The sequence below is a fragment of the Paenibacillus sp. J31R109 genome (assembly GCF_059692055.1).
The window spans coordinates 136,603-149,967 of sequence record NZ_JCAUAR010000014.1 but is presented as its reverse complement, the minus strand read 5'-3'; the positions used below and the strand labels follow the sequence as shown (position 1 = coordinate 149,967).

Here is a 13,365-nt window from a genome sequence, read left to right as displayed (position 1 = left end):
AGCAACGGGCTGCGGGTCTAACATATATATATATTTAAAAGGGGGTCGAATTTCATTATAGGTCTCGAACCTTAAAGCAAGATGAAATTCAGATGTCATTTCCGTGACAAATCATCTCCGTTTTACTTCGCCTTAATTGGAATATAAATATCCATCTCCAGAAGCTCATGCCGGTTCGAATGACAGCGCTCATCATAATATTCGAATTCAGCACTTCCCGCATGCTCATACCCCGAGTGAGGAAACCATTCCGCGAAAATGGCCTGCCATGTCGTCTGAATCGAGGCAACAAATTGGTCCTGCGTCACCTTCGGCGTCGTAAACACGGCGTAATTCGCCTCTGGAAACTCGCGGCATATCATATCCGCAGGTACATTCTCAAAATTCGTCGCTTCCATCCCGATGATGTAGGTTAAGTCCCCACTTTCCAAGTCAAAATCCGCACAGATTCCGAGTTCAACAGGCAATCCTGTGTGAAGACGGTTCGGGATTCGCTCCCCCAAGCCCTCTTGCATATACTTCTGCCAGAATGCCGGGATATCGCGGTGGTTCTGTCCATCCTTACATGAAGTCTTCAATTCATATCCAATTATTTTGAACCCAGGTTTCGTTTTCAGCTCGTAGTTCATACGTATTCCTCCTAAATAGGGATTAAATTTCCGATCCAACACGTTCACTTTGGGATAACTAGGCGGTCGTATACCTTGCTTGCGATAAGCGAGCGGCGTACGTTCAAACACCTTTTTGAAAGCCCGTGTGAAATTCTCGTGGGATTGGAATCCATTGTCGAGGGCAATATCGATCAATTTGTGCTCCGTATGCGCGATTTGATAAGCCGCTCTCGCTAATCTCCTTTTGCGAACATATTCCATCACAGCATCTCCCACCATGGTTTGGAAGACCCGATGAAAATGAAACGCTGAGAAGCAAGCTACCTCGGCTAAACACTCAACGGACAGCGGTCCCGATAGATGTTCCTCAATATGATCCAGCGTCATCTGTATCCGCGCCTCATAATTGGTGTCCATCGCTTGCCCCCTTCAACTTGATAATCTCAGTCTACGCTATTCAGAACTACGCTTCTTGATATTTCTTGCTCACTATTTCCAGCTTCCTTTGGAAGGCACCGCATAAGTCTTGTACTGATTCTTCCCATTGATTTCAAGAAGATTCAACTGCAGACCGTAGGCACAGCCGCCATCGATTCCTATTTTGTCCGTATCAAACCACACATCCGCTTTCCCATGAATGTCCTTCGTCGTCGTATGACCGAACACAACAGGCTTCTTCACTACCGTTTTCTGCCCTAAAAAAGGCGCACGAATCCAAATAAAGTCCCGCTCCGGCTGTGTTTTCCAATCTGCGTAAGCAGGATTAAGACCAGCATGTACAAAAATATGCGTATCATTCTCGTGATACAGAGGTAACTCCCGCAAAAAGGCAAGATGCTCGCTACAATTCGCCCTAATGCGTTCTTTCGCTGTTTTCAAATCAAAGTTTCTAACGCCACTAAAGCTTTGAAACGTCTGGATGCCGCCATGCTCGAAAAACTTCATTTCCGTCAAGTCATCAGTCCCGTCCATCACTTCCAAGAAGCGCTGATCGTGGTTCCCTTTGAGCGCAATAGCACCCTTTTCACGCACCAAAAACATCACATGCTCCACGGCCTCACGGCTCGCCGGTCCCCGATCCACATAATCTCCTAGCAAAACAAGCTGATCCTCTTCCGCATTAAACTTTGCTTTATCTAGTAATTCCTTAAATTCAATCGCACAGCCGTGGATATCACTGATAGCTAGCAGTCGTTTCATCGACGTTTCCCCCTGATGTTCACTTGTCGAACTCCCATGTGTATGTAGCTTATTTTAGCATATTTCGCCGCCTACGAGCTTCCTTAATTATGGAAAATGCCTTAGAGGCAGGAAAAAGGACGCCCTTATTGGACGCCCTCCTCTTATTCTATGATCGTTTATTCATTGATAAAATGGACAACCAGCAGGAAACGTTTCAGCATAACAGCAGCTTCCGCTCTAGTCGCATCTGCCTTCGGATGGAACGTCGATTCTGTTACTCCCCTTACAATGCCCGCATGCATAGCTTGGGACACAGCATCTTTTGCCCAAGCGCTAACCTGTGCCGCATCCGCAAATACCGCCAAAGCCTTCAGGTCCACATCGACAATTGTACCTGCAAATGTCATAGCTCTTGTCATCATCACAGCCATCTGCTCACGGGTGATCCGCTCATTCGGCAGGAAGGAACCATCTTCGAAGCCATTAATAAGATCAGCTTTCACTGCAGCGCCAATGCTTCCTGCATACCAACTGCCAGCAGTAACATCATTGAATTTAGCAATTGCCGTAGCCGCATCTTCATTCAAACCTAATGATCTAGTTAACAATGCTGCAAATTCTGCGCGCGTGATGGAAGCATTCGGTGCAAACTGGCTGTCACTCACTCCTTTAATCACTAATTTGGAGGCAAGCAATTCCACATCCGCTTTTGCCCAGTGCGCTTTCACATCGTCGAACGTTTTGGAGGTTTGCACGATCGCGTACAGACTATTTCCTGGACGTTTGATCGTCACCGTCGTTTTACCATGACTAGTGTCAAAAATAGCAGGAACGAAAGTCATTTCACCGGTTTCCGGATCGTACATAACCGCAGTTAATTGGTTGGTATCTCCAGCTTGAACAAGCGTAATCATTCTAGATACGTACGTATGCCCAAAATCGTTCACGATGACCGTCTTCCCATTGCCTTCCGCCTTAATCATAAAATCGAAAACATCGGAAACTAGTGATAACCCTGCTTCTTTCGCTTTAGCGTTGATCAGATCCGCTGCCTCGCCGGTTACTTTCTCCATAGAGATATTCATTTTCACCTGATTGACTTCAGCACCAAGCTTTTTAGCTATATCAATAAGATCTAACGACTTGACCGGAAGATGGTAACTAACTCCATTGCTTGTAATGGATATGATCGTATTCGGAGCTTTTTCTAGACCAGTTGCTAATACGTTAGCATCAAACTGAACTTTAACCGCGTTTTCACTACCGTTCACTTCAATAAAAATCTTTTGTTCCTTGGCTTCTTTTGTTACAAGTGCATCAAAAGCTTTGCTCAACGCACTTTCATCCACCGTAGCTACAGCTACGGTTTTTCCGTTAATCGTTTGATTCACAGGTTCCACTAGCAGATACACACTGTCTTCATTGCTTGTTGGGGACGCAGGTGACGAACCACCGGAGGAGTAGTCGGTTGTAGTATCGGGTACTACTCTTACTGAATTCGAATATTGACCTTCCCCTAGAGCGTTAGCTGCAGTTACTTTGAAATAATAAGTCGTGCCGTTAATCAATCCACTATTTGTGTACGTTGCACTCGTAACGTTTGTCGCTATTTGAGTATAGGAGTCATGCTCCGTCATTCCACGATAAACGTTATAATACGCGGCTCCAGTCACGGTATTCCAGCTTAAAATCGCTTTCGCATCACTTGCTATAGCCGATAAGCTTGTCGGTGCAGATAGCGGTGAAATAAATTGAAGAAAAGCTCCCCAGATAATGTTGCCATCTGTATCTCTTTGATACGGCAATTCCGTCAAACTTTCGAAGTTAGCATCTGAAAGTTTGACACCTGATTTATTCGCTGAAACCGTACCATTGAACAAATAGTTGTTATCTGAGACTAATACTGACGGATAGTTGTCTTTCTTTGATGAATTCTTTTGGTAGGAAACAAAGCCGCTCAATGTGAAATCCGTATCTACAACGCCCTGACTTCCTCTTAAATCCAAGTTTCCACCAGCATTATTAAAACCAACATTGTTTTCAACAATAAGACCAGGGTTACTATTGCTAGTAAAACCGTTCGCACCATTTCCAAATGCCATGCTGTTACGGATAATATGAGGCACATGAATGCCTTCTCCACCAAGCTTGAAGCCATTTTTGTCACCTGCCCCAACAAGACCAGTCGTTAGTTTGCCGTTATTGTAAGCAATGCTATCTTCTATCGTGACGGCGCCTATTGCACCTGAACCCACTTTGGTATACAGATCCCAACCATCATCAATGTTATTATGGGCGATGTCACCGCGGAACACATTACCCTCGCCCGATGTCAGTTTTGCCGCAAATCCATCAGCATTGTTGTTAGCTGGATCTATATTATCGAAGGATTCACAGTTCAAAATCAGATTGTACGACGGCCATTGCGTTCTGTCTGCTGATCCGTCCGTGCTGCTAATTTGCAAACCTGTGTCGCCATTCGAATAGAATCGGCTATTCTCAACGATGTTGTAATTCCCGCCTACCGTAAATCCTTTCGTGTTCGCAGCCGATCGTTTAACATCAATTCCTTTAACATGCCAGTAGTTCCCACTTAAAACAACGCCCTCAGACTTCTTCACGAAATCAATAACAGGTTGTGCACCAGGAGCCGCAATAAGAGATTTCTTGGCATTGGCCGTACCGTTATTGCCCTTCTTAATATCTAGTTTAGTGTTGCGAACGTATCTGCCGTCTTGCACAATAATCGTCTGACCAGCACTTACATAAGCGATAGCTGTGTCAAGATCAAGAGGACTGCTGACAGAACCTGTACCAGCACTTGTACCCGTTGGCGATACATAGATATCTTCGCCTTGACCAAACGTTTTCATCGTGACCGAAAAAGTTTTCACCAATCGGCTATAGGAGGTTAGAAGCTGTGTATCGTCTGGTAAAAAAGTCGCGTTAAAATTCGTAGTTGCGTTCTCGGCTACCGAAGTTTGGAACGTAATTGCTTTGCCCGCTTCAACGATTGTATCAAGCGCGAGTACTTCTTCACCTTTTTTAATCGTTACTGTACCATTCACAGTAGGCTTAATTGTTAAATCATAAGCTGCCTTTGAAGTTTGATCCAAAGATAGCACTTGAAGGTCAGGCGTAACTGCAGTTTGTGGCCCTTCAACTTTTGGAGCATCAGCTTCTGCTGCTGTGATTTTGAGTTTGACATTGCTTACATCAATCGTGGCAAGACGCGCTGTATAAAACCCCACATACATCTTAGAATCTTGGATGTTCATAATGTCAGGAACAAAGTACTGCGCTTCTGTACCACTATTTAAACTTCCGCTAAAACCACTGTTCGTTTTCGATAACGTAAGTTTGTAAGGTACAGAAGGAGGATTAGCATTAACTACAGCAGGTCTTACATTGTTTAGCATCGTACTTTGAATCCCTTTGCTGCCTTTACCATCCTTATCCTCTACACCTGTTCTTACAAATAGTTGTGTGCCAATTGGTTTGGTTGTACCTCCACTGTATCCACCTATAGCTGCAATATTGGAAGCGAACACACTAGAGTCGCCTGGGGTTCCAATTGCATCTCTTGCCATGATCCCAAAAGATTCTTGGCCATCGTATGGATTTTTGGCAAAGAGAGTAACTTTAATATCGGCCGATAGCTCAAAGTTATCTTGAACTGCATCAAGTTCTGTATAGTAGAAGGAGATACCATCATGATCACCAGTAATCTTTCCACCGCCCTCCAAAGCTACTAGGTTGTGCACATTAGGACTTACATGAGGTGTTATCGTATTATTAGCTGCAGTCGTTGATTGTCCGAATCGAATCGTCTTCCACTCCGGCTCCACAGGTGCTCGTACAGCCACTTTATACGTAATCGGCAGAATCGCAGTATCTGTAGGAATGATTCGTATATCGTAGGTTCCTACGGTGTTTTTATCATAATTCGAAGCGTCTGTTGTGAAGCTTGTTAAAGGCTCTGTATCCAAATTATCGAAGACCTTGGAGACGCTTAATCCAGTTGTGCCTAAATCTTCACCAACGAAATAGGTCGTTTTGGGATATTTGTTAACTTTAATCCCCGTTAATGCTTTTTGTTTTACCGTAACGCTTGTAGATGCTTGTTGTCCTCTATATAAAATAGCAACCTGCTTCGAACCCGCAGTATTCGTATCAAGTACAGCGATATATTCATTATTCATCAATCTTACTCTCGAATTATCATTGTATTTCGCATATACAGCCATTCCATTAGGTTTGAATGTATCTCCTAGATAATAAATTGTCTTTTGCGGAGGCTGGGCAATTTCCAAGCCCGTGAGTAGTGCATTTTTCACAGTCACATTAAAAGTAGTCTTTCTTGCAGGAGTCTCCGTTGATTGGATTGTAACGGTTTTGGTCCCCGGGGTATCGAACGTATACGTAGAACCCGTAACTGTTGCATTGGAAATCGAGACTGTGTATTTATCTCTAGTCAGATCGGCTCTATGACCTGAATCATAGCCAGCTGTAATCACTAAACCTTCAGGCTCAAAAAGATCACTTGTGTAATACACCGTTTTACTAGGAGGACTGGTCATGTCCAATGACGTAACTGTTAAAGGCGAGATTGTGAGATCAATCGTTTTAATTGCACCGTTATAGTTGACGGTAATTGTATTCGTTCCAACCTTACTGCTATCAAACCCTGTAATGACATAATCATTGTTAGATATTTCCTTGTACACGTTTCCTGTTACCGATGTTACTTTCAAACCAGTTGCATCAAAGCTTTGATCTTTCAAGTACGTGGTTTTCATAGCCGTTTTGTCAATTTGGATGTTAGTTGGTGCCTGGGAATCCACACTAATGTTGAAATTACTAAAAATAACTTCCGCGTCCCTAGCTACATAAAAGCCAGCATATGCCTTATTCGCGTACACGGAATGAGAAAATAAATCAAGAACAAAGGTCTGACTTTGCCCATTAATCGTCAATTGATAGGCGTTTCCTGATTTTTTAATCGATAGTTCATATTCTTCGCCTTCAATAGGTTCGTTGACATTACTAAACGTATTCAATTTAAATTGCGTACCCTTACCCGAACCAAATTCGGTAGCTCCCGTTTTATAAACCACTTGAGTAACGGTAGAAGCAGGAGTACCCGTAGCAGGGACTGCTGCAACACCAAATCCACCAACTGCCACATAATTTGATGATGTAGCTGTTGAACTCGAACCGACGTTCCCTCTGACCATTAACCCAAAAGAAGCTTGGTTAGGGGTATTCGCCGGATTAGTAAAACTCACTACTTTTGCTCTAGCACGCAATTCAAAATTCGCATCAGCAGGCAAGCTTATCTGTTTATAGTAAAAAGACAGCCCCTCATCCGTACTAGCAATTTTACCTCCGTTAACTGCTTTTAGAGTAACAGAACCATCCGTATTACTTGTAATGGAGTTCTTGGGTGCAGCACCTGTGCTTCCGCCAAATGTACTGCCTGTCCACGCCCCTAATGCGACAGCGGATCCACCAAAAGGGAGCATCGAAAATAATAAAACAAGCGACATCACTGCTGCAAACAACCTTTTTCGTTGGTTCAAGTAACATTCCTCCATATAAATTCGGTTTGTATGCGCTTACTATTTGGATGGTTAATCGTGTGGAATTTTCTCGGATGTATAGAGCGAAAGATTAGAATTTGATAATTTAGCAGAAATGTAATGTGCGCATAGATGTAGGTAGTATTACGAGGGTGGAAATCTGGTTAGCAGGACGCCAGCGGGAAGGCAGGTACAGGCAGGCGGAAGTTCCATCGGTGTATGCGTGTCCATCATTAAGTTGTATATAATTTACAACCACTCGGTAGTGTACGGGTTGTTGTTAAAGCCATGAGGTGTTTCGCCTTTCCGGATTAACTCGTCCCAGCATCCATTTAAAATGGACAAACTCCATCTAACTCACATTAGGCGTGTTTGAAGAACTAACTGTATGTCCTACAGTTAGTTCTCCTCCCTTTAGCGAGAAACGGTTGAAATCACCGAATTAGCTGGAGTTTGTCCATCTAGGGCTACCTAGCCCTTAATGGAACCGATCATCGCACCCTTAGCAAAATGCTTCTGCAAGAATGGATACACCAACAGAATTGGAAGCGTAGCTACGACGATAACTGCCATTTTGATCGATTGTGCTGGAGGAGGTGTTGCACTGTCTAGATCTGCACTCACGTCCATGCCACTGGCAAGTACGACAATTTGGCGAAGCAGGACCTGAATTGGCCACTTAGCACTCTCATTGATATAGAGAATCGCGCTCATATACGTGTTCCAATAAGTTACCGCGTAGAACAAGGAAATCGTCGCAATCGCTGGCATCGACAATGGCAGAACGATACGGAATAGGATACCGAAGTCGCTGCAGCCATCAATTTTGGCAGACTCTTCAAGTCCTTCAGGAATGTTCTGGAAGAAATTTTTCAAAATAATTAAGTTAAACGCACTAATGGCTGTTGGAAGAATTAACGCCGCATAAGTGTCGATCATCCCAAGCTCCTTGACCACAAGGAACGTCGGGATTAGACCGCCGTGAAATAGCATCGTAAATACTACAAGGAACATGATGATTTTACGCCCATCCACGTCTCTGCGTGACAAGCCATACGCCATCAACGCTGTGATAAACATACTGATAACCGTACCGACAAACGTCGTCCCAATCGAAACGGCCATCGCTTTAAATATCGTATTCGTTGAAAAAATAAATCGATATGCTTCGATACTCCAATCCGTCGGAATGAGGACGAATTTCTTCGTCGCCATTTCCGCACTCGTCGTGAAGGAGCCTGCCACCACGTGGACGAATGGGATGATCGTAATGAATCCGATGATCGTTAATAACAAATAGTTGATGATACCGAACATTCTGCCGGCCAATGTTTTATCTTCTACCACGATTTCAACCTCCTAGCTGCTGGGGTTTACAGACCTAGTAAACGCCCTCTTCACCCATTTTCTTCGCAATACGATTCACGATCATGACCAGCACAAGTCCAATGAATGATTTGAATAAACCAATCGCTGAGCTGTAGCTAAATTGACCTTGTTTAAGACCTGCTGTATATACATAAGTATCAATGATCTCAGCAACTTCTCGGTTCATGGAGTTAAGAAGCAAATACACATGTTCAAAACCGAGCTCGAGAACCGCACCAATTTTCAAAATTAATAAAACTATGATGACACTTCGGATCGCGGGCAGCGTAATGTGCCACACTTGTCTAAGCCGTCCTGCACCATCCATACGAGCAGCCTCATATAAGCCAGGATCGATGGAAGCAATCGCCGCTAAATAAATGATCGTTCCCCAACCTGCTTCTCGCCAAATGACTTGCAAAATATAAATCGGTCTGAACCATTCTGGAGCCAGCAAAAAGTTAACTTTTTCAAGGCCAAAATACGAAATGATCTCATTAATAATCCCGCCATCCATGGTCAGCATAACGAAGCTAATGGAGACGATGATAACCCAAGACATGAAATGAGGCAGGTAAACAATTGTTTGGAACACTTTCTTGAAGAGATCCCCTCTGACTTCATTCAGCATAAGGGCTAAGATGATCGGAATTGGGAAATAAAACAAAAGATTCATGACGAACAAGATTAACGTATTGCTCAAAATATTTAAGAAGTCCGGCTCTGTAAACAAGCGCTTAAAATGCTCTAAACCGACCCATTCACTGCCCATAACGCCTTTGAAAGGTTTGTAGTTCTGGAAGGAAATAATTAATCCGTACATCGGGATGTATTTGAAAACGATGAAGTACAAAATACCTGGCAGCAACATGACATAAATCCATTTGTTTTTCCAAAGACGTCTGTTCAATTCACTACTCGATTTCCTAGTGACCACGCTTTGCGCTACATTCACTTCTTGCATAGGACTTCTTCCTTTCCTTAAAAGGAGAAGACTGCCGCGATACCAGCAGCCCTCTCGCCTTGACTTATCAAACGTACGATTGTGGAATTACTTTTTGTAAACTGCGTTGTATTCTTCGATGATTTTGCTGCCGCCACGACTTTTCCAATCTTCAACTGCTTTATCAAAACCAGCTTTATCAAGTGTTCCGTAGATGTACTTGTTCGTTGCATCCACGATAACTGCTTGCAATTGAACGCCTTTTTCAAGGTTTGTTTTGGAATCTAGCGCTGCTACTGGATCTTGAACAGCGAACTTCAGGTTCGCAATTTTCAACTCATCTGCTTTGCCTTGTGCAGGGATTGTTGGAATACCCAAGAATCGGCCGGATGTATCTTCGTCACCAATTGCTGCATCTGTGAATGGTTTTACTTCACGTGTCCATTTCTCTTCATCCAACTTCTTCGCTTTATTGTCTGTTACGCTGTAATTGACATCTTTAATGCCCCAGTTTGCCATATTGGCTACTTCTGGTGTCATCATTTTGTCGAAGTAAGCAAGCACTTTACGAAGATCCGCTTCTGTTTTGTTCGCAGATTTCGGGAACAGAACGACGTTCGCATAACCTGGAAGTGCCCATGCTGCGAATTTGCCGTCAGGACCAGCTACCATACTGTGAACATCTACTACCGCAGTCGGTACATTTTTGACCAAGTCTTTGTTCAACGTGGAAACATCCGTCATGGCGCCGATATACATACCTGCTGTGCCACTCGTGAATAGTTTTTGTTGATCCGTTTTACTTGTTGCCGCGAAGTCTTTGTTGATGTAGCCGCCATCACGCATTTTTTTGACATAATCCATCGTCGCTACATATTGCGGGAACATGAATTCAGGAGCTAGCTTGCCGTCTTTCACACCCCAGTTGTTCGGTGTGCCCATCCATGCTGCAAGTGTTTTGAATGCGCCGTAGATCAGATCGTTACGATCTGTTAGACCGATTGTATCTTTTTTACCGTTGCCATCAGGATCGTTTTCCGTAAACGCTTTCGCCATTGCTAATAGCTCATCCATATTCGCAGGAGCCTTCAGACCCAGCTTATCTGCCCAATCCTTCCGGTAGATAAGACCTTGGCGAGCAATGTCGACACCACGGTACAGCGTGTAAAGTTTTCCATCTACTTTCGTATTATCATTCGTTGTGGATTTCAGCTTGCTGAGGTTCGGGAAGTCTTTCAATAGAGGTCCGATTTCCCAGAACTGTCCGTCACGGATTGCGGATTTCATTTGGATGAATGTTGCTTGGTTTTTCAAATAGGTTGCTTGTGGCAGTGCGCCAGTTGCGAACGTCGTATTCAATTTCTCTTCATACGTGTCGGCTGGGAAGAACTGATACGTCAATTTCGTGTTCGTCAGCTTTTCAAGTTCTTTAATAATCGTATCTGGTGGTGTTTGTGCCGTATTCAGTGGGGACATGATTGTAATCGCTGTAGGTGTGTTATCTGTCGCTTTTGGTGTTGCTGCTGTCGTCGTTGCTGGAGCTGCTGATGACGATGCAGGCGTTTCTTTATCTCCGCATGCTGCCAAAGCAAAGCTGGAAACCAGTAGTACGCTCATTGGAATCGTGACTAATTTTCTCTTCATATCGGGTTGACCTCCGTGAAAATGTGGTGTGCTACAACTCACACATTACACGGCACAATTGGAGTACCGAAACAATCATTTACTCATATAACCCCTGTCTGGCGCGGGATGTGAGATGATGATTATCGGGCGGGGAGATGATTATTGAGGGGGAGAAATCTACCGTAATCACGGCAATTATCCATATTAAAACAGAAAAGAAAAAGCCTACCAGTTGGTAGACTCCCTGTCATATATTTAGTTTGGTACAATCTCAACTTATATCGAAAAACGAAAGTAACCCACTCAGGTTGAAGGCCTAATCAGTGGGTTACACCTTGCAACTACCTTGGAGGTTGCCCACCAAACGATTGTGCAGGAGACGTGTTAGCCGCACGTCTCTTTTGTTATTTATAATCTTATCACGCCATATTTATACACGCAACTTACTTCTTCCCATACGCCTCATTATACTCCTGGATCATCTGATTCCCGCCGTTGCGTTTCCAACGCTCGATCTCTTGCTGGAAAGCCGCCTTATCCAACTTACCCAGAATGTAATTGTACGTCGCGTCGGAGATAATTTTGTATAATTCGACACCGCGCTCATCATAAGTCTTCGACTCAATCCCCAACGTCGGATCCTTAATCGCATACTTCTCATTGTCCAAACTGAGCGTATCCGCCAGCTGAGATAACGATTCGCTTTCGACAACAGGAATAATGTTCGGATTGTTCAAATCAGCGATCATCAGCGCGTACAACGCATTGACCTCATTGACGCGAATCTTCGATGTCTCTTCAGAGAGCTGAATTTGTCCATTTTTAGCCGTATAATGACGTCCTTCCAAACCATACTTCATCAGATTCGCGACATCCTTATCCATCGTCCGATCAAAAAACTGCAGCATCTGCTTAAGCTCCGCCTCAGTTCTAATCGCTTTTTTCGAAAATAGATATAACGCACTATAATTAGGAATAGACCAAATTTGAAATCCTTGCGGTCCTTCAATGTGATTCACAAGCGTTAACCTTGCCTCCGGATTCACCAACTGTGCCTCATCTGAAAGACGCTGTACATCCTGCATACTGCCGATATACACGCCAGCCGTGCCCCGAATCAATTTATCCCGCTGTACATCTTTGCTCGTTACGGCAAAATCCGAATTAATCAGCTTCTCTTCATACAGCTTCTTCATAAAATTCATCGTATCTACATACGCCTGTGTTTCGAATTCGGGTACAAGCTTTCCAGCGGAAACGCCCCAATTATTCGGTGTTCCGAAGTAGGAGCTAATCGTCTTAAAGGAGCCGAACACCAGATCATTGCGATCTGTTAACCCAAATGTATCGTTCTTCCCATCACGATCAGGATCCCCATTCGTGAAGGCTTTGAGCACATCGTACAGTTCATTTAGATTGGTCGGCTTCTTTAAATTGAGATTATTCAACCAATCCTCCCGAATAATGATGCCCTGGCGCGAGGACGGCCGCTCGGTGTATAAGCCATATATTTTGCCATCTACCGTAGCCTGACCTAGAATCTCTTTATTGAGTTTTTTCAAATTAGGATAGGAAGACAAATAAGGGCCAATATCCCAGAAAGCGCCGGATCGAATCGAATTTTTCATCAGCATATAGTCTGTATATTTGACATAGGTCGCTTTTTTCAACGAGTTGGTCGTCAGAGCTGTGTTCATTTTATCCGTATAAATGCCATCTGGCACCCAGTTCAACTCCAGCTTCGTTTGGGTCAGTTTCTCAATGGCTTCTACAAGCTCAGGTATCGGCGGGTGTGGAAAATGAAGAGGTGCCATAATTGAAATAACAGGCCTTGTCCCCTTCTCTTCTTTGGCCTTGGGCGTGCTCTCATTCTGACAGGCACTTAGCAGCATTAGGATATTCAGAGCGATAATCATTCGTCCTATCCAACTGAGGCGCTGACCAAACAACTTACTTCTCATGCTTACTCCCCCTTGCAACACAAGTGTTTTTTAACAGCAAATATGAGATAATGATTATCCCAAATGCAGATGATTATTGATCTGAACTGGAC

General features: G+C 43.8%; 7 protein-coding genes. All 7 read right to left on the bottom strand.

All coding sequences use genetic code 11. The annotated features are described in order from the left end of the window. Nucleotides 1-122 precede the first annotated feature (122 nt). Complete coding sequence (locus AC58QT_RS27120; protein ID WP_497411732.1) at nucleotides 123-1,028, bottom strand: GyrI-like domain-containing protein; 906 nt, start codon at nucleotides 1,026-1,028, stop codon at nucleotides 123-125. A gap of 72 nt (nucleotides 1,029-1,100) precedes the next feature. After that, entirely contained in the window at nucleotides 1,101-1,811 is a 711-nt protein-coding gene (locus AC58QT_RS27115) for a metallophosphoesterase family protein (RefSeq protein ID WP_497411731.1), read from the bottom strand. A gap of 158 nt (nucleotides 1,812-1,969) precedes the next feature. Next, nucleotides 1,970-7,375 (bottom strand): right-handed parallel beta-helix repeat-containing protein, encoded by a 5,406-nt coding sequence (locus AC58QT_RS27110; protein ID WP_497411730.1) that lies wholly within the window; start codon nucleotides 7,373-7,375, stop codon nucleotides 1,970-1,972. A gap of 471 nt (nucleotides 7,376-7,846) precedes the next feature. Continuing rightward, the gene (locus AC58QT_RS27105) at nucleotides 7,847-8,722 is read right to left on the bottom strand and encodes a carbohydrate ABC transporter permease (RefSeq protein ID WP_497288412.1); all 876 of its coding nucleotides are present in this window, start codon (nucleotides 8,720-8,722) and stop codon (nucleotides 7,847-7,849) included. Between the two features lie 34 nt (nucleotides 8,723-8,756). Next, nucleotides 8,757-9,707, bottom strand: a complete 951-nt coding sequence (locus AC58QT_RS27100; protein ID WP_310502950.1) for an ABC transporter permease — start codon at nucleotides 9,705-9,707, stop codon at nucleotides 8,757-8,759. Between the two features lie 87 nt (nucleotides 9,708-9,794). Beyond that, a complete protein-coding gene (locus tag AC58QT_RS27095; RefSeq protein ID WP_497411729.1) occupies nucleotides 9,795-11,330 on the bottom strand; it encodes an extracellular solute-binding protein in 1,536 nt (511 codons plus the stop codon). Between the two features lie 425 nt (nucleotides 11,331-11,755). Next, complete coding sequence (locus AC58QT_RS27090; RefSeq protein WP_497411728.1) at nucleotides 11,756-13,273, bottom strand: extracellular solute-binding protein; 1,518 nt, start codon at nucleotides 13,271-13,273, stop codon at nucleotides 11,756-11,758. Nucleotides 13,274-13,365: the final 92 nt, after the last annotated feature.

Coding starts and splice junctions, on each gene's coding strand:
- AC58QT_RS27090 (WP_497411728.1), bottom strand. CDS start 13,273: ATGAGAAGTAAGTTGTTTGGTCAGCGCCTCAGTTGGATAGGACGAATG.
- AC58QT_RS27115 (WP_497411731.1), bottom strand. CDS start 1,811: ATGAAACGACTGCTAGCTATCAGTGATATCCACGGCTGTGCGATTGAA.
- AC58QT_RS27095 (WP_497411729.1), bottom strand. CDS start 11,330: ATGAAGAGAAAATTAGTCACGATTCCAATGAGCGTACTACTGGTTTCC.
- AC58QT_RS27100 (WP_310502950.1), bottom strand. CDS start 9,707: ATGCAAGAAGTGAATGTAGCGCAAAGCGTGGTCACTAGGAAATCGAGT.
- AC58QT_RS27120 (WP_497411732.1), bottom strand. CDS start 1,028: ATGGACACCAATTATGAGGCGCGGATACAGATGACGCTGGATCATATT.